This is a genomic window from Roseivirga sp., from assembly GCF_034669765.1.
Lineage (GTDB): Bacteria > Bacteroidota > Bacteroidia > Cytophagales > Cyclobacteriaceae > Roseivirga.
In genome coordinates this window covers 560,036-577,791 of sequence record NZ_JAXMOQ010000002.1, presented here as the reverse complement: position 1 = coordinate 577,791, position 17,756 = coordinate 560,036, and the positions used below count along the sequence as shown (strand labels likewise).

The window sequence follows — 17,756 nt, the reverse complement described above, 5'->3', positions numbered from 1 at the left end:
ATTAAAAAATCCCGTTGATCATCAAGGTCAACGGGATTTTTATTTTATATCATAACTAATTGTTAATCAGTATATTTAATGGTGATTACCTTAGCTAATTATTGATGAAATATGTGTGTTTTTATTCCCTGACTCCGAGAATCGGAGAAGGGTCTAATTTGCCAATAAAGACATTAGAAGCAAAGCAAACTACTGAATCTCACCAGAACCTATTAACTCATTCTTATCGTACCAAGCCACAAACTGCCCAGGAGCAATTCCTTTTTGGTACTCTTCAAAAATGATATAAAGGCCATCAGCTTCCATAAATAATTCGGCTTTCTCTAACGGTTGTCTGTATCGGATACGGCTATCGTAAACTCTAGATTCTCCTGCTTTTAAAGCCAAGTCCGGACGTACCCAATGCACTTGATCAGTTGGAACAAACAATCCCTTTCTCATTAAGCCAGGATGATTTTCTCCTTGTCCTGTATAGATGACATTTTCCTTGGTGTCTTTTTCAATCACAAAGAGTGGTTCCGGTTTCCCGCCTACAGCCAAGCCTTTGCGCTGACCTATGGTATAATAGTGAGCTCCGTTATGCTCACCTACGAGTTTACCGTCAGTAGGGACGTATTTATAAGGTTTTGTAAGGTGTTTGAGTTCTTCTATTTTTGTATCAAAATGAGACGGTTTTTTCTCAAGGAAGTCATTGAAATTAACTGAATCTGCATCTAATTCGCGTATTTCACCTTTTTTAGGGGCCAACTGTTGTTGTAGGAAGTCGGGTAGTCTCACCTTGCCTATAAAGCAAAGTCCTTGTGAATCTTTCTTGTCAGCCGTAATCAAATCAGCTTCTTTGGCAATGGTTCTTACTTCGGGTTTTTGCAAATGCCCAATAGGGAAAAGCGCTTTGGCCAACTGCTCTTGGCTCAGTTGACATAGGAAATAGGACTGGTCTTTATTCGCATCTGCACCAGCTAAAAGGCGATGAATCTCTTTTCCGTTTTCAATAATGGTTTCCTTTTGGCAGTAATGTCCAGTGGCCACATAATCCGCTTTAAGCTTCAATGCCGCTTTCAGAAAAATATCGAATTTGACTTCGCGGTTACAAAGAATATCAGGGTTAGGTGTGCGACCTCTTTCGTATTCGGCAAACATGTAATCAACAATACGCTCTTTGTATTGCTCGCTTAAATCTATTACATGGAAAGGAATACCGAGCTTTTCGGCTACGGCCAGGGCATCATTACTGTCTTCCACCCAAGGGCATTCTTCCGAAATAATCACAGAATCGTCTACCCAGTTGCGCATAAACATTCCGATTACCTCGTAACCTTTTTCTACTAACAGATGTGCTGTAACACTTGAATCTACACCGCCCGAAAGGCCTACCACTACTCTTTTTGCCATCAATTTGAATTCTGAATTAGGCTAACACCAATTCTGCAAAAATAGTTGATTTGAAAATTAAAAAGTAATGTTGGTTTGAGTGATTGCTTTATTATAAGTACAAAGCATGCTAAGAAATGCATTGTCCTTAAAGTCCGAAAGAATACTGTCTATACTGGAGGTAAGAGTAATAACTTTAAGTTCTCTTTTTTAAAAACTAATATCAAAAATGACATTGGTGCAATAGAACCCTGCCTTCTCTATGGCTTTTCTGGATGCAATATTATCTATTGTAGTGGAACAAATTGGCTTTCTTCCCGCTTCTAAAACCCGGTTTACTTGCATTTGCATTACTTGAGTAGCAATACCCTTTCCTTGATGATCTCTCCTCACTATAATTCCTAAATCGGCAATTTCTGGTTGAGAATCACTCATTCTACACTCACTTGTGGCAATGATCACGTCAGCTTCTTTGATGAAATAGATCTCCTTTCGGGTAACAAGATTTTCCGTGTAACCAAAGGTATCGTCCATACCTACTTGTTCTTTTAAGAATGTTTTTATATCGGGAATCTCTTCTTCTGAGGCCAATTCCAAATGTAAGGAAGCCACATTCTGCATGACATTATTGGTATGCTGATAACAAATGGTGTTGGGTTTGATCGAGTTTGAATGAAACAAGCAGGTGTTAAAAGCAAGAGGTGCACTGGAGCTTAATTTGGCTGAGCTGATGAGCCCTGATTCGATTAATGATGTGATGGCCTTATCCATTTGATGGGAATGCTCTTCCTCAAGATAAATTTGCAGCAAACTTCCACCATCCTCAATACAGCAATAGCCCATGGTTTCAGCATCATTTTCAATGATGTAATGCTGAGAGGAAGCAATGTATAGTAACTCCCACATGGCATCAATAGGTGCGGTCAGCTTTCTATATAATTTCAATCTTAAACTGTCGATTGTTTCTGTGCTATTGGTTTCTTTAAACTTCATTGTGCTATGTACTTTGTAATAATATGTGTTTTGATTTTTCTTAATGGGAAGTGATCATAAACCGCTAAGTAGTTTAATGCGATTCCATCCAGTTCTGCTATAAAAGCATGACTCTTGACCAGAGATGTATTAGGGTCAATTTGGTCGAATATATTCCGTACTGATTTCAATATGAAATCAGACCTTTCTTTAATTAAATCGCTTAATATGGCCCTAGTATTCGGCTGTACCATCATGTTTAGGTTGAACTGAAAGCGCATTTTATCGCTTTCCAGCTGTGCAAAGAATGACTCTAATAATGTCTGTAATTGCTCATGAGCTGTCAGATTCGATTGATCTAACTGATTCATTTCAATAATGAGCTCGGTGGTTTTTATAAATATCTCCCTGAGCAATCCATTCTTAGATTTGAAATGGTGAGAAATCAACCCTTTGGATACATTGGCCTTTTCACAGACGACCGAGAGGGGAGTATTCTCAAATCCTCTTTCCGAGAATAGTGCTGTGGCGATACGGATTAATTCCTCTCTTTTATCCATGAGATCATATTTTAACTGACTGAACGTGCGTTCAGTTTTGCAAACCTATGAATTTAATTTGGATAGACAAGAGGATAGGGTGTTTTGGATTTAAGGGTTGATAATCAAAAGAGTAGCGCAGCGCTTATATCTCGTCCTTACAGGACTTCTGTATAGAGGGGTTCCGTTTACGAAGGGTTTGCAGCCTTCGTTTTGATATTATGCCCTTTCAGGGCTGATTAATAAAGAGTTTTTTTTCCGAGCCTGAAAAGACAAAACATTCATGAACTGAAAGACCCATCGTGCCAAAAATGGCGATGTAATAAGTGAGTAGGTTTTTCATGATTTGGTTTGTGTGTGGTTGTACCGCTTGGTGTGCACGAGATTCGGAAATTTCAATTATAAACTATTTATATACTTAGCAATACTTGTTTAAGTATGAATCAATAGACCCATATAAATAAAAGATGTTATTCATGAGGGTGTATTGCGTAAATAATAAAGAAAAGCCAAATATGTTTTTCCATCCAATAGTTGGTCTTTTGAAAATTCGGAATCTAATTCCTTTAGTGAGAATAGTCTACAATTATTAGTAGTTTTACCTATAGGGTTTGAATTAAGGCTGAAATGATACACCGAAATAGTTTCATTAGAAGTTCCGATTGATGGAATAAACTCAATTAACTTTCGCCCCTGATCAACTTGAACTCCTGTTTCTTCTTGAATTTCTCTTTTTACTGCCTCATCGCCCGATTCATTAACCTCAATACTACCACCAGGAAATTCCCAAAAATTATCCTTAAATATTGGTCTCAACTGGTTTATTAATAGAAACTCTCCATTGTATGTACAAATCCCTATCACTGTATCCTTATGATCAAGATAACAAACCGATTCGCTAGGTTGCTTTAAAACTTTGAGTTTAAAATCTTTAGAGTTCATAGTCTAATATTATGGTGTTGAAATTAGAGATTAGTCTATTTAGACTGCTTTCATTTGTGATAGTTATAGAATTATTTTGTATTTTAGTAATCCCCCATCCGATCTGAATGGAGTCGTTAATAGTAAACTCTTTTAGTGAATAATTCCTGCCATATTTGTCTTCTCGCTTATGTCTTATATACCTTGTTTCTAAAGATGAACTGATAAATATACTTAAATCAATTCCGCATTTTTGTTTCAGTAAATGGAAAAGAGATATTGATCTACACCCTGAGTATGCTACTTTATTTCCTATAGTTAGTTCTTGTATCATTTTTATAATTCGCAAATCCAAGCCTGACTCTTTGTTAGAATTATAAAAGTCAGTTATTTTTTCACTAGAAACCTGTTTCAATTTCATAATTGTTTCAACTATCGAACCAAGCTCAATAATTTGATACCCCTTATCTTCCAGATGTCGACAAAGAGTGCTCTTTCCACTTCTATCTAAACCTGAAATATTAATCCTCATAACTTAATAGCTCTTTAATTTTTTCTTGCATAAAAGGTCTAATACTATGAACCTCATTTTTTAAATGGACAATAAATTTCCCCGTTGTGTGAAACACTTGAGTACAACAGATTAGATCGAGGTTTAGTTGTTTAGCTAGATTAAGGTAACCGTTTTTGAATGGCTCTAAAGAATAAATAGTCTCGTTGCTTCTTTTGCCAGAAGTACCTCCTTCTGGATATAAACATATTACTGATTTCATGTCATCATTAAGAGTCAATCGAACTTTTGAATGTAATTGACTATAGTTTCCATTAGTTTGTCTGTCAATCTGAATGAATCCCAAGTTTTTGAATACAGTAGAAGATGGGTATTGAAATTGTGTAAAAACTGGAACCAGTTCATTATCAAACATTTGTGTGTAGCTATAGGGACCAAGTAATATGAAATGAAAGGGGTCATTGTTGATTAGGTCATTGAAATTCTTGTTTAACTTAGTTAATTGGAATTTAAATAGTTTCGCAAGACCTATGTGATTAGAAATTATTAACTTCCTATTCTTATTTGGTTTACATTCATTTATTACGATTGGGGAGTAGAGTTGGGATAAACTTTCAAGGGACTTGTTAAATAATCGCTTCTGAGTGGCGGAATCTTCCATATCACATATTAAAAGAGAATCATTGAAGTAGTCAGTAATTATTTGCCTTGAGCCTTCTTGTAGTTTGGCATCAAGGTTGAAATAATTTCTTATTTTCCGCGAAATTGTTTCCTCACACTGCATTGCTTTCATTCCAGATTGTTTCAAAAACCCTGTTAAGGTGAGAATAGGTATTAGATCCGCTTAAAACTTTATACATAGTATTTTCTCTCCCATGGCTTGCAGTAGCCATATAATAATAATACGCATCGTGTTCCGTAAGGATAATTTTTCCTAAATGAGGCGTATTGAATCTTCTCAACTCGAAGTTTTCATGATTCGAAAAAACATGAGAGACGAAATCCACTACTGTATCAATTTGTTTTAGAAGGATTCCTTCTTTAAAAACAGAATCAAATTTCATCACTTCTTTTTCTCTTGAGAGTGCCCAATTGGTGCATTCGGAAGATACTTTTGTTGCAGGTAGTAAAAGTTGGACACTTTCCGTTTTCTTAGGGTTGCTTAACAGGCTGTCAAAAGTCTCTCTTTGAAGTTCATTTCCTCTACCCATATATAGCTTTACACTTTTTGCTTTATTCAATGATTGGATAACACTGTCTTGAGCATGTCTAGAGGAAGGATAGGTCGCAACAATATCAATGTCTATGAGCTTACCAAGTGCTCTGGTAAGAATTTTTCTTCCGGATTTTGATAAATAAGAAATTAGGACAATTAATATACTCCCTGTAAGTGTAGCCAAGACACCAATTATAAAATTACTCATATACTTTCTATAGTCGTTATTGAATTATATATAGGCAATCAGTGATTATGATATTCAAGTCTCACCTAAATTTATTAAAATTACTTTGAGCCCTCCAACCCGATCCATGCGGAAGTTGCCAAAAACTCCCGAAATAACCTACTCATTTATTATCATAGCATGATCAAATAGAGTAATTCATAATACTTAAGTGGACTGCCAGTACTGGAAATGTCTTCTCCAAAACAAGAAAATAAGTATATATTGTACTCTAGTCAAATGGTCAGCTATCTGCTTGAAACAAGCTTTTTGCGGCTTACAACTAAAACCTTATAAGATCTTATGTCAACCTTAGACTATGCTGTTTTTATTACCTACTGCCTTATTATTATAGGGGTGGGGCTTTACCTTTCCTTCAGAAATAAGAAAAAGGAAAAGACCTCTGAAGATTATTTTTTGGCAGGTAAGTCATTAACATGGTGGGCAATAGGTGCTTCGCTGATCGCTTCCAATATTTCGGCAGAGCAGTTTATCGGCATGTCGGGCTCAGGTTTTGCCTTGGGTATTGCCATTTCTTCTTACGAATGGATGGCCGCCATCACTCTGATTCTTGTGGGTAAATTCTTGCTTCCCATTTTCATCAAAAAACAGATTTATACCATGCCGCAGTTTCTAGAGCAGCGGTATAATAGTAATGTAAAAACCACCATGGCCATTTTTTGGATCGGTGTATATGTTTTCGTCAATCTTACTTCCGTGCTTTATTTGGGCTCTTTGGCCATAGAAACCGTGATGGGTGTAGAACGCATTTACGCCATTATTGGCTTGGCACTCTTCGCCATGATCTATTCCATTTACGGAGGCTTAACTGCTGTGGCTTGGACGGATGTGATTCAGGTGATCTTTCTGATTGCTGGTGGTTTGGCTACTACTTATTTGGCCTTAGATGCGGTAAGCGAGGGAGGTGGGCCCATTGCTGGTTTCCAAACTTTAATGGACGCTGTGCCGGATCATTTCGATTCGATTTTAGATAAAGGCCATCCCTTTTATGGAGACTTGCCCGGCTGGGGAGTAATTATTGGTGGAATGTGGATTGCTAATATTAGCTATTGGGGTTTGAACCAATACATTACACAGAGGGCCTTAGCAGCAAAATCGTTGAAAGAAGCCCAGAAGGGCGTTATGTTCGCGGGGTATTTGAAGTTGTTAATGCCGCTTATTGTGGTGCTTCCGGGCATTGCCGCTTATTATTTATTAATGAAGGAAGGAGCTGCAGATTTGGCTTCTATGAGCATGACCAATGATGTACTTGCTGGCTTACCCGATAGCAGTGTGACCAAATCGATGACCGATGCGGCTACCATGACGGTAAAGAGTGACAAGGCCTATCCTGTACTTTTGCAGTTTTTGCCTTCTGGCTTTAGAGGAATTGCCTTTGCGGCCTTGACAGCGGCCATTGTTTCTTCTTTGGCATCTATGGCCAATAGTACAGCCACCATTTTCACCATGGATATTTATAAGCCCTTGATGAATACTAAAGCTTCGGAAACGAGACTCGTCAATGTTGGAAGAATTACCGCATTAGTGGCCTTCGGTTTGGCCATCATTGTAGCACCTATGTTAGGCAAGTTAGATCAAGCTTTTCAATACATTCAAGAATACACAGGTTTTGTAACACCTGGAATTGTGGCCATTTTCATTCTAGGTATTTTCTGGAAGAAAACCACGCCAAAGGCTGCTTTAGTAGGAGGGATAAGCACATTTCTATTCTCAATTCTTTTTAAACAGTTTTTATCGGAAGTACCATTTTTAGATCGAATGGGTTATGTATTCCTGATTTGTACAGCTCTGATGGTGGCGGTTTCGCTGTTTGATGGCAAAGGCGTGGATGCTAAAAAGGCAATCATCATGAAGGATTTCGACTTTAAAACTTCACGTGGATTTAATGCTGGAGCCATTGCCTTATGTATCATTCTTACCGTGCTTTATATTCTGTTTCAATGAGCTTGAATACTTTAAAAAAGGAGTTTGAAACTCGGTTTTCTGGGCAACCGAGATACTTTAAGTCACCAGGCAGAATTAACTTGATTGGAGACCATACTGATTATAATGATGGTTTTGTTATGCCCGCGGCCATTAACCGCTATGCGCAAATGGCGGTTTCTTTTAACGAGACGGAAAGCCTGATTGTAAGGTCGATTGATTTGAGTGAAACGCTCAATATGAATTTGAACCAACTAGAGGCCAAGGGGCAGTCCAGTTGGGGGAATTACTTTATTGGGGTATTGGTCATATTTGGTGAACGGGGAGTTCCGTTAAAAGGAATTGACTGTGTTTTCACCAGCGATGTGCCTGTTGGAGCTGGACTCTCTTCTTCTGCAGCCATTGCCTGCTGCTTCGCTTTTGCTTTGAATGAAATGTTTGAAGCATGTTTTACTAAAAACGAATTAGTAGATATTGCTCAAGAAGCGGAACATCGTTTTGCGCAAGTCATGTGCGGAAATATGGACCAAACGGCCAGTCTATTCGGTAAAGCAGGGCAAGTATTTAAGTTTGATTGCCGAAGTCGAGAGAAGGCTTTTCATTCCCTAAACCTCAATGATTTCACTCTGTTGTTGGTGGATACGAAAGTAAAACACGCTTTGGCTGAAACGGCTTATAACCAAAGAAGGGAAGCCTGCGAAAGCGCAGTAAAGCTGATTCAAAGTAAATACCCATCAGTTAAAAGCTTAAGAGATGCTCAACTTGAAATGATTGCAGAAGTAGGGCTTTCAGGGAAATTGAAAGCACGTGCAGAATTCGTGATTGAAGAAAATGAAAGGGTGAATCAGGCCGAGATTTGTTTAGATCAGAATGATTTGACTGGGCTTGGTCAATTGATGTGGGCATCACACAAAGGTTTGAGTGAGAAGTACGATGTGAGTTGTCCAGAACTAGACTACATTATCGAGCGAAGCTATGGCTTGTCTTATATCAAAGGGGCAAGAATGATGGGAGGAGGCTTTGGAGGTTGCTGTATTGTTTTAATTCAATCGAATGCTGTCAATGATTTTAAGAGACTAATTGAAGCACCATTCAGCAAGGAGTTTAACAGCGCACTTGAGTTTTACCAATTTGAATTGGTAGATGGAACGGAAGAGGTGATTAATTGAAGTTATCAGTTGGTAACTTACCAAGCTACAGAGCCGTATTTTCCGTTTTTCTCTTCTTGAGGGCTAGCTGCATTTTTTGGCTTTTCCTGACTAGATCGAGAAGGGGATGAAGTGTTGAGTTCTGGGATATCTATGTCCTTACCGACATTCACCTTGCCGTTAAGTTCAGCACCCTTTTCAATGGACATTTCTAAGGCATATATTTTACCATAGATTTTAGCTCCTTTTGTAATGTGAAGTAAACCTTTGCACATAACATCACCATTGACAAAACCTTCAACAGTAATATCGATGCCTCTTAGGTTTCCTCCAATCTCACCGTTTATTCCGATGATAATTTTTTCATCAGAAAGTAAATCTCCAGTGATATTCCCATCCACACGTATGCTCTGACTCGATTTCAGATTGCCTGTAATAATTGAGCCTTGTTTAATTTGAGTAATATGTGTGGATGGAGTAATAACAGCCATTAGAGTTCTTTATTAATATTCAGAAGGAATTGAAGTTTCAGTTACAGTATTGTTGTCCTCAAAAATTGAGACTACGGTGGTAGCATTTCCAATATCCAAACCTACGGCTGTACTTTTTACACCTCCGTTCAGTTGGGCAGAGTTAATACAATATCCACGGCTTGCTAATGATTGTGGCTCGTGTGCAATTTCTAGATCTAATACATCACGGAATTCTTCCTTAAAGCAATCAACAAGGGCGGTGTATATTGCGCCACCCCCAGCTAAATACATGATCTGACTTGCTGTAAAGTCATTGTCATTGAAGGCTTTTCGCATGGCTGGCGATATTACATCTTCATAATATTGCTTTAGCACTCTATCGCGCATACTTCTGATGTCAATTCTTTTTCTATTCAAGAAAATCACTCCTTTTTGGAACGCAGCATCAATCTGATGTTCTGTTTTCAACTCTAGGTAATGCTCCTTTGATAGTTCTTTTTCCAACAAGTTTACTGCGTAACGTAGACCGTAAGTTGAAAGTGAAGTTCTTTGTACAATTCCACCTTCGGTACTCAATAATCCTTCAAGAGTTCCGTATCCTAAACTCATCATAAAGAAGTTTCCTTGGGCTTTGGTTTCGCCTTTTCGTAAAGCAATGGTACAACCTATTACCTCTGGAATTACCTGAGCACCAGCTACTTCAACTTGAATATTTTTCTTGATTCCACCACCGAAAGTTGCTGCGTCATACTCAACCGTATGCTGACCGTCAATTAACTGAGTGGCTTTTTCTTTATTCAATTGAAAAGTTGAAAAAGGGAATCCTGTGGTAATTGTAATTGGGTTTCCTAATTTTTGATTGGCAATAAGCAGTGCTGCTTTTAGAAGAAGTTGGTAATCCAATTCATCTGGTGCACTGTTAATATTTTTATGTGGAGAAACCCCTTCAGTAAGAGCAAGATTTCCGATTACATAACCTTCACCATTATGAAAAATTTTCAATCCATTGATCAGGTCGGGAGACACGTTTTTGAGGTCAGTATTATTCCCTTCAAAGACACTTGGGAAAGTATAAGTTTTGAACATAGTTAATGATTTGGTATGCAAATATTTTAGAGCGGTTTCAACAAAAGACAATTATACAATTTATCGCTTGAATCTCTGAAAAAAATTTTGATTTAAAAACAGATAATCTTCTATTGGTTAATGACTATCGCAATTTTTGTGTTATTTTCATTTACCGCCATCCTTGTAATTCCGGAGAATCCCATTGAACTAAAGTTGGTGACTTCATTCCATTCATTATGATATTTAGGGTTGAATGTGAGGATTTTTGATTCTGAACTGGTCACATATGTACCCTCTTTGGTAATGGTCCAATCACTTGAATTTTCAGGCTTCTTAACTATCAAATCATATTTTGAGGTGTTTGAGTTAAGCCGATAAATGTTTATGTCACCATTCTCTTCTGTTCTTTCAAAGGCAAAATCTACAGTTCCAGGAATCAATTTGAGCGTTCTTCCAATATTATCAGTGATTTTTTTCTCATCAGGCTTTTTTGTGTTGGCAGTTAACAAGGTAACTGGTGTGCCCAGAATAAACATGGCTACCTTTGAACCACTCCACGCATGATAGCCCACAGGAGCGATGTTTTCAAAAACGAGTTGTGGAGATTTTTTCGCATTCAATTGAAATAGCCAAAGCCTTTGGGTACCATCCTCTTCAACTCTTACTGCGGCAAATGATTCAGAACCAGGCACCATCGCTGCTGAGTACTCACTTTCTTTCGAGTTGGTAAGGTTTGTCTTTTTATTATTTGAAAGGTCTAACATGATGATGTCTGTTTGGCCATTGTCATAGGCTGTATACAGCAGGTGATCTTCTCCATAAAAGTAAGGCTGATTGTCGTAGCCCTTATGCTCTGTTACATTCTTGCCTTTTTCTATAGTTACCTTGCCCTTTTCTTCCTTAAGATTAAAGACAAAAATTTCTGTGTCGGGAGGTGGTGCTTGAGCATAGCTTACCATGGTATATAAACCAAAGGCTAGACAAACGAGGAATCGTTTTTTCATGAAGTGAGTACAAAATGTTTATCGAAAATATTAAAGTTTAGCGACAACGAAAAATTTAATTGAAGCTTTGGAGACGGTTTGCCATTAATCAGGTAAAAGGCCAGTGTCAAACTTGTCTGTATAAACACACATTTGGAGGTTGAAGCCTAATTTAGAATAAATATGATTTGTTGAAATCATTGAAAACCAGTGGCTTGTTGATTAAAGAAAATACCTTTCATAAAAACTTATTTGGTGAAAGGCCTTCGTTACAGTTGAATTCCTTAAATTTTAAGCTGAAATCAAGCTAACCATATGCAAGTTATAGAATCCTCAAAAGTTTATGATGTTGTCATTGTCGGCTCTGGAGCCGGAGGGGGGATGGCCACTAAAATATTATCTGAGGCGGGTTTCGATGTAGCAGTACTCGAAGCAGGCCCATTTTTTGACCCCGCACAAGACGAATATAGAACCCAATTACGATGGCCTTGGGAGTCACCTAGACGTGGTGCCAGTTCCGATAGAAGGTCCTTTGGAGATTTTGATGCCGCTTATGGTGGTTGGAATTTAGAAGGAGAGCCTTACACCGAAGCACCGGGAACTCGTTTCGCTTGGTTCCGCTCAAGAATGTTGGGCGGAAGAACCAACCACTGGGGTAGAATTTCGCTTCGCTTTGGGCCTTTAGATTTTAAGCGTAAAAGCGTGGATGGCTTAGGGGACAACTGGCCAATTGGCTATGATGATGTAAAGCCTTACTACGATAAAGTAGACAAACTCATCGGTGTCTTCGGGAGTAAAGAAAATATTCACAACGAACCTGACGGTTTCTTCTTACCTCCACCAAAACCGAGGCTTCACGAGCTATATTATATTAATGGGGCAAGAAAAGCTGGGATTCCCGTAATTCCTTCTAGACTTTCCATTCTGACCAAAAGAATTAACAACCAGAGAGGAAGTTGTTTCTATTGTGGTCAGTGTAACCGTGCATGCTCGGCTTATGCGGATTTCTCTTCTGGAACTTGCTTGATTTTTCCAGCCCAAAAGAATGGTGGTAAAATTGAGTTGATGACTAATTGTATGGTGCGCGAAGTAACCACGGACAAAGAGGGAAAAGCAACAGGTGTAAGTTATATTAACAAAATAGATAGAAAGGAATACCACCTTAGGGCTAAGATTGTTGTCATGGCAGCTTCGGCCTGTTCTACCGCTCGAATTCTATTGAATTCAAAAAGTAGTGTTCATCAAGATGGATTAGGAAACAGTAGTGGCTTGGTGGGTAAATACCTCCATGATTCTACTGGCGCTAGCCGTTCTGTATTCCTTCCAAAACTGATGGATCGTAAAATCTATAATGAAGATGGAGTAGGAGGAATGCACGTTTATACACCTTGGTGGCTAAACGATAAGAAACTTAAATTCCCAAGGGGTTATCATATTGAAGTTTGGGGTGGAATGGGAATGCCAAGCTATGGCTTTGGTTTCAACCCAAATAACTTGAATAAAATTATGGGAGGCGAAGTAGGAGGCTATGGAGAATCTCTCAGAGAAGATGTAAAGAAATATTACGGAGCGGTACTTGGCGTATCAGGTAGAGGTGAAAGTATTCCGCAGCGTGGTAATTACTGCGAAATCGATAATAATGTAGTTGATGAATGGGGAATCCCGGTGCTTAAGTTCAATTACCAGTGGACAGAGCATGAGATCAATCAGGCGGAGCACATGCAGGATACTTTTGAGCAAATTTTAGATGCTACGGGTGGTATTCTGTTAGGCGATAAGCCTGGAAAAGACAGGAACTTTGGATTGACTGCTCCGGGTGAGATAATCCATGAGGTGGGAACCACCAGAATGGGTAACGACAAGAAAGAGTCGGTGACCAATAAGTACAATCAGCTTCATGATTGCGCCAATGTGTTTATTATGGATGCAGGTCCATTTGTATCGCAAGCAGATAAAAACCCAACATGGACCATTTTGGCCTTGGCTTGGAGAGCTTCTGACTATTTAATTGAACAAGTAAAACAAAGAAATATTTAAGTCATGGATAGACGCGAATCATTAAAATCTTTATTGGTCGGTTCTGTAGCAGGAGGACTGCTCGTGACTGGTTGTGCGCCAGAAAGCACAGTTGAAATTCCCGAGAAACCGCAACTACCGGGTTACGGTAGAAATGAAAGGGAAAAGGAACATGATGAAGAAGTGCTTTCAGAAAGTTTTTTCAATGAGCATGAATTAGAAACCATTGCAGTCTTGTGCGACATCATTCTTCCAGCCAACGCTGAGTTTGGATCGGCAACCGATGCGGGTGTACCTGAGTTTATCGAGTTTATTGCCAAGGATATGCCCAACAACCAATTGCCTCTTCGTGGTGGCTTGGCTTGGTTAGACTCCCATTCCAATAAATTGTATGGAATGGAATTCAAAAAGCTAAATGAAGAACAACACAAAGCCATTTGCGATAGTATTGCTTATCCGGGTAAAACCGCACCTGAATTAAAGCATGGAGAAAGGTTCTTTACGAACATGAGAAATCTCACCATGACAGGATATTTTACTTCTGAAATAGGAGTAAAAGACTTGGGCTATAAAGGCAACATGCCAGGTGTTTGGGATGGTATTCCTGAAGATGTGTTGAAACAACAAGGCATGGCTTACGAAGAAGAATGGCTGGCCAAGTGTGTTGACCAAACCAAGCGTACAGATATTGCCACTTGGGATGATGACGGAAATTTACTGACATGATGAAAAGAACCATATTATTGATATTAGGAGTAGCATTTATCCCTTTAGGCTGTGCAGAAAATGTAGCCAAGCAAGTAGATGCCAATGAGTTTGAGGCCTTAATGGCAGATGATGCTTCCGTACAGGTTATTGATGTAAGAACGCCAGATGAATACGCGCAAGGCTTTATTAAGAATTCTACCTTGATGAATTTTAATGACCCTAGTTTTAAATCTCAACTGGAAAGTTTGAATAAGAACAAAGCTGTTGCTTTATACTGCCATTCAGGAGCTCGAAGCAATCAAGCCTTTGAAATGATGAAGGAAATGGGTTTCAAGAAAATCTACGAGCTTCAAGGTGGCATTGTCGCTTGGCAAGATGGAGGTAAGCAAATCCAACAATAACTGGAAAAAGAAAAAGCCCGAAAGGGCTTTTTCTTTTTCCAGTTATTCGGCCATTTTTTTTGAGAGGGTAAAGCTTCTTATGGAATGATATAAGCTCGTTATTGATTGTTGATTAAGCATTGCCACGGCCGAAACCCACGGTTTCTCTATAGAATTGAGGAGAGACCTCGGCATTGGTTTTGAAAAATCGACTGAAATAATGCTCGTCATCGTAGCCTAATTCATAGGCAATCTCTTTGATGGTTTTCTGCGTGAGGTACAATTCGCGCTTTGCTTCAATAATGATTCGTTCTGAGATTAATTCGGTAATGGTTTTGTTAAAATAATTCTTGGTGATTTTTGCCAAGGCTTTGGACGAAATATTAAGCATTTCGGCATACTCGCTTGCCGAATGCTTTTTCTTAAAGTCTTTTTCAATCGCATCCTTTAAGTTTTGAAGGATGAAAGGCTCTTTCATATCTGCAATTAATTCAACTGATTCTGGCTGTTGAAGGGTCTTTAAACGAGAAGATGTAATTAAAAATATCTTTAGGTAGGATATCAGGATTTCGTATTGAGCGAGTGCAGCATTTTTCATTTCGGCCTTCATTTGACCCAAGAGTAGGTTTAAAATATCTTTCGAGGATTCATCAATAAAGGTGAATGGCGGTTGATAAATATTATTGAAAAGTACACCATTGCAAGCTACCTCCGTTTGATGCTTATGAATGCAAAAGAAATCAGGGTGAAAGTATAAAGCCGTGCCTTTTATTTTAGCGCCTGAAAACATAAAAGGTTGATACGTGGAGAAAGCAAACAGGCTGTCCTTTCCAAAATCATATTCAGCAAAATCAGCCTTTACTTTTCCACTTCCCTCAGTAATCCAAATCAGCGAGTAATAGTTATTTCTCTGAATATGATCGAAGTAGCTTCCATTGTCAAATGTCAATAGTTTGAATGCCAGATTTCCATTTTGTGGGTTGACCAGCGTGAGCGATGTTTGTTTTTCCACTTTACTCTCCTTTAAGTTGTTTCAACTCCAATTCTAATTTCTTAATGTACTCTCGTTGGGGCGCCATAAGATTTTCGATCTCTTGATGACTAAATCTAACAGTGATGTGCTGAGGGCAGTTCCAGTCATAAGCTTCGATATGTAAAATCATTATGCGTTCTGGACTTGCATGATAGTCATCTAATGCAAGGAGCTTGAGCAATTCTGGTTGAGCTTTCAAGTCAACGACTTCCGTCTTGGCGTACATTTTTAATCGCCTTCGAGTGGCATAGTCCATTATAATCAGCGATACATTATGGTGGGTAGCCAAATTGCCAACGGTTATGAATTGTTTGTTGCCCGAAAAATCAAGAAAGCCAATCGTATTGGCGTCTATCACTTTAATGAACCCTTTTGGCCCGCCTCTATGCTGGATGTAAGGAAATCCATTTTCGCCAATACTGGCCATGTAAAAGCTATCACGTTGACCAATAAAGTCCACTTCATATGCCGAAAGCCCATCAACCATGGATTGTTTTTCCATTCGTTCATAGGCTTTACGGCTGCCATGTTTTTCCTGAAGTGACTTTACTTCATCGCTAAAGGCAAGGGACGCAAAATTCTTCATTCTAAAATATTACAGTTTTCTTTCAGCTTCTTGAATAGGCAAATCATTGATGCTTGCGTAGCGCTTTTTCATATGCCCGCTATCATCAAACTCCCAGAGTTCATTGCCATAGCTCCTAAACCATTGGCCAGATTCGTCTCTCCATTCGTATTCAAATCGTACTGCCATTCTGTTTTCACGAAAGCCCCACAATTCCTTTTTTAACTTGTAGTCTAATTCTTTTTGCCACTTGCGTGTCAGAAATGCTTTCACTTCTTCGCGTCCGTTAATAAAGTCGGTACGGTTTCTCCACTCCGTATCAACTGAGTAAGCCAAGCTTACCTTTTCAGGATCTTTTGTGTTCCAAGCATCTTCGGCAGCTTGTACTTTTTGTAAAGCAGTCTCCATTGTAAATGGAGGAAGGGGGTATCTTTTAGTTTCCATGATTTAAAAATTTAGGAAAGCCGAAACGAGAGCTTCGGCTTTCTAACCTTAAAGATTCTTATTTAAGTTTTGACCATTTACCAGGAAGCTGTTTCAGTAGCACAGACTCATTTTTATTCCATTCTGGAAGTGTATTGAGTGGTTTTCCATTCAGTTCTCCATTGAAGAAAAGGTAAATTTTCTCGTCAATCACTTTGAATGTTTCTGGATTTACGGGCACTTTGACTCCCTTTTCAGCAACACCCCAAGCACAATATCCATCACAAACAGGTAGATATTTTTCTGGATTGCTTTTGAAAAGTTCTTTGTGTTCGGCTGAAGCGAATTGATACTTCACCCCGTTGATTTCATGCGTAAATTCCTTTGAACCTTTAACTGCGGCATTGTCAGTGATATAAGAGACAAAGTCGTAACCGCCATTGGCAATTTTGTTTTTGTCCACTGGCTCAACATTCTGTGCCAAAATCAGGTTGCTCGAAAGGAAGAATGTAATTGTGAGGAGTAGGTTTAATAAATTTCTCATAACTGTATTTTTTAAAGACTTGATTTTTGAAACTAAGCTTATATTCTAGTCTATTGATTGACTTCAACCAGAGGGAAGTCAATGTTTGTATTGGCAGTGTTGTTGAAATAATTGGTGAGGATGTTCAAAGCAACATGACCTACAATTTCAGCTACTTCGGCATCCGTTACTCCAGCAGCTTTTACTGTTTCAACATCTGAGTCGCTCGCATGACCTCTTTTTTGTACTAAGGTTTGAGCGAATTTTAGAATGGCATTAATTTTTGGGTCTTTTGAATTGCCAAGGCGTGCCTCATTCATGGTTTCTGCGTCTATTTTGACAAGATTAGTTCCTAAAAAGGTATGTGCAGATAAGCAGTAATTGCACGCATTCGATTCGGCAACGATCAATGCGATGAGCTCACCAGTTTTTCCACCAAGTTTTCCACTACCTAAGGCTCCGCTAAAACTCAAATAACCTTCGAGTAAGGCAGGTGAATTACCCATGGTCCTCATCATGTTGGGGATGACTCCAAGCTTTGAATGGATGGCATTGAACATTTCTTTTGTTTTGCCTGAAACTTCATCAGGACTTAGCGCATTTAAACGTGTCATATTTTTATGTTTTAAATTTGTCGTTGTTGACATTACAAAAGTGAAACAACTGGCACGTTCTTAAAATGGATGATTAACGCAAGGTCATGGATAATTTTCCCTGAGGTTGGTTCGCTTACGAC

At 38.7% G+C, this 17,756-nt stretch carries 20 protein-coding genes; 5 read left to right on the top strand and 15 right to left on the bottom strand.

Annotation, left to right across the window (positions count from 1 at the left end; all coding sequences use genetic code 11):
- Positions 1-189 precede the first annotated feature (189 nt).
- The 7 genes from mnmA to VOI17_RS05475 form a co-directional block, all read right to left on the bottom strand.
- A complete protein-coding gene (gene mnmA / locus VOI17_RS05505; RefSeq protein ID WP_323756241.1) occupies positions 190-1,392 on the bottom strand; it encodes a tRNA 2-thiouridine(34) synthase MnmA in 1,203 nt (400 codons plus the stop codon).
- 189 nt (positions 1,393-1,581) lie between these two features.
- Positions 1,582-2,364 carry a GNAT family N-acetyltransferase gene (locus VOI17_RS05500; RefSeq protein ID WP_323756240.1) on the bottom strand — a complete coding sequence of 261 codons (783 nt, stop codon included), beginning with the start codon at positions 2,362-2,364 and terminating at the stop codon, positions 1,582-1,584.
- A complete protein-coding gene (locus VOI17_RS05495) occupies positions 2,361-2,903 on the bottom strand; it encodes a TetR/AcrR family transcriptional regulator (RefSeq protein ID WP_323756239.1) in 543 nt (180 codons plus the stop codon). Before VOI17_RS05495 ends, VOI17_RS05500 begins: the two co-directional genes overlap by 4 nt.
- Before the next feature lie 453 nt (positions 2,904-3,356).
- Positions 3,357-3,824, bottom strand: a complete 468-nt coding sequence (locus tag VOI17_RS05490; protein WP_323756238.1) for an NUDIX hydrolase — start codon at positions 3,822-3,824, stop codon at positions 3,357-3,359.
- The gene (locus VOI17_RS05485) at positions 3,814-4,335 is read right to left on the bottom strand and encodes a hypothetical protein (RefSeq protein ID WP_323756237.1); all 522 of its coding nucleotides are present in this window, start codon (positions 4,333-4,335) and stop codon (positions 3,814-3,816) included. Before VOI17_RS05485 ends, VOI17_RS05490 begins: the two co-directional genes overlap by 11 nt.
- Entirely contained in the window at positions 4,325-5,107 is a 783-nt protein-coding gene (locus VOI17_RS05480; protein WP_323756236.1) for a 1-acyl-sn-glycerol-3-phosphate acyltransferase, read from the bottom strand. Before VOI17_RS05480 ends, VOI17_RS05485 begins: the two co-directional genes overlap by 11 nt.
- Positions 5,088-5,738 carry a hypothetical protein gene (locus VOI17_RS05475; protein ID WP_323756235.1) on the bottom strand — a complete coding sequence of 217 codons (651 nt, stop codon included), beginning with the start codon at positions 5,736-5,738 and terminating at the stop codon, positions 5,088-5,090. Before VOI17_RS05475 ends, VOI17_RS05480 begins: the two co-directional genes overlap by 20 nt.
- 321 nt (positions 5,739-6,059) lie before the next feature.
- Here VOI17_RS05475 and VOI17_RS05470 point away from each other — a divergent pair, with 321 nt between their 5' ends.
- Both VOI17_RS05470 and galK read left to right on the top strand, forming a co-directional pair.
- The gene (locus VOI17_RS05470) at positions 6,060-7,721 is read left to right on the top strand and encodes a sodium/sugar symporter (RefSeq protein WP_323756234.1); all 1,662 of its coding nucleotides are present in this window, start codon (positions 6,060-6,062) and stop codon (positions 7,719-7,721) included.
- Positions 7,718-8,869, top strand: a complete 1,152-nt coding sequence (gene galK, locus VOI17_RS05465) for a galactokinase (protein ID WP_323756233.1) — start codon at positions 7,718-7,720, stop codon at positions 8,867-8,869. Before VOI17_RS05470 ends, galK begins: the two co-directional genes overlap by 4 nt.
- A 17-nt stretch (positions 8,870-8,886) precedes the next feature.
- Here the strand turns inward: galK and VOI17_RS05460 are convergent, their stop codons facing one another.
- The 3 genes from VOI17_RS05460 to VOI17_RS05450 form a co-directional block, all read right to left on the bottom strand.
- Complete coding sequence (locus VOI17_RS05460; RefSeq protein ID WP_323756232.1) at positions 8,887-9,339, bottom strand: polymer-forming cytoskeletal protein; 453 nt, start codon at positions 9,337-9,339, stop codon at positions 8,887-8,889.
- A gap of 12 nt (positions 9,340-9,351) precedes the next feature.
- On the bottom strand, positions 9,352-10,407 hold the full coding sequence (locus VOI17_RS05455) for a hypothetical protein (RefSeq protein ID WP_068417881.1): 1,056 nt from the start codon (positions 10,405-10,407) through the stop codon (positions 9,352-9,354).
- Between the two features lie 110 nt (positions 10,408-10,517).
- The gene (locus VOI17_RS05450; RefSeq protein WP_323756231.1) at positions 10,518-11,393 is read right to left on the bottom strand and encodes a hypothetical protein; all 876 of its coding nucleotides are present in this window, start codon (positions 11,391-11,393) and stop codon (positions 10,518-10,520) included.
- A 294-nt stretch (positions 11,394-11,687) separates the two neighbouring features.
- Here VOI17_RS05450 and VOI17_RS05445 point away from each other — a divergent pair, with 294 nt between their 5' ends.
- The 3 genes from VOI17_RS05445 to VOI17_RS05435 are packed head-to-tail and all read left to right on the top strand — an operon-like array spanning position 11,688 to position 14,497.
- Positions 11,688-13,409, top strand: a complete 1,722-nt coding sequence (locus VOI17_RS05445) for a GMC family oxidoreductase (protein ID WP_323756230.1) — start codon at positions 11,688-11,690, stop codon at positions 13,407-13,409.
- Between the two features lie 3 nt (positions 13,410-13,412).
- Positions 13,413-14,114, top strand: a complete 702-nt coding sequence (locus VOI17_RS05440; protein WP_323756229.1) for a gluconate 2-dehydrogenase subunit 3 family protein — start codon at positions 13,413-13,415, stop codon at positions 14,112-14,114.
- Positions 14,111-14,497, top strand: a complete 387-nt coding sequence (locus VOI17_RS05435) for a rhodanese-like domain-containing protein (protein WP_323756228.1) — start codon at positions 14,111-14,113, stop codon at positions 14,495-14,497. The genes VOI17_RS05440 and VOI17_RS05435 overlap by 4 nt, the downstream gene beginning before the upstream one ends.
- A 112-nt stretch (positions 14,498-14,609) precedes the next feature.
- On the opposite strand, the gene VOI17_RS05430 is transcribed toward VOI17_RS05435, so the two are convergent.
- Genes VOI17_RS05430 through VOI17_RS05410 form a run of 5 tightly spaced genes read right to left on the bottom strand, consistent with a single transcriptional unit; the run spans position 14,610 to position 17,634 of the window.
- Positions 14,610-15,488 carry a helix-turn-helix domain-containing protein gene (locus tag VOI17_RS05430; protein ID WP_323756227.1) on the bottom strand — a complete coding sequence of 293 codons (879 nt, stop codon included), beginning with the start codon at positions 15,486-15,488 and terminating at the stop codon, positions 14,610-14,612.
- A gap of 1 nt (position 15,489) precedes the next feature.
- Positions 15,490-16,095 (bottom strand): pyridoxamine 5'-phosphate oxidase family protein, encoded by a 606-nt coding sequence (locus tag VOI17_RS05425; protein WP_323756226.1) that lies wholly within the window; start codon positions 16,093-16,095, stop codon positions 15,490-15,492.
- Positions 16,096-16,104: 9 nt separating this feature from the next.
- Positions 16,105-16,518, bottom strand: a complete 414-nt coding sequence (locus VOI17_RS05420; protein WP_323756225.1) for a nuclear transport factor 2 family protein — start codon at positions 16,516-16,518, stop codon at positions 16,105-16,107.
- 58 nt (positions 16,519-16,576) lie between these two features.
- Positions 16,577-17,041, bottom strand: coding sequence for a YHS domain-containing (seleno)protein (locus tag VOI17_RS05415; protein WP_323756224.1), 465 nt, complete (start codon positions 17,039-17,041; stop codon positions 16,577-16,579).
- A 50-nt stretch (positions 17,042-17,091) separates the two neighbouring features.
- Positions 17,092-17,634: a carboxymuconolactone decarboxylase family protein gene (locus VOI17_RS05410; protein ID WP_323756223.1), complete on the bottom strand. Its 543-nt coding sequence runs from the start codon at positions 17,632-17,634 to the stop codon at positions 17,092-17,094.
- Positions 17,635-17,756: the final 122 nt, after the last annotated feature.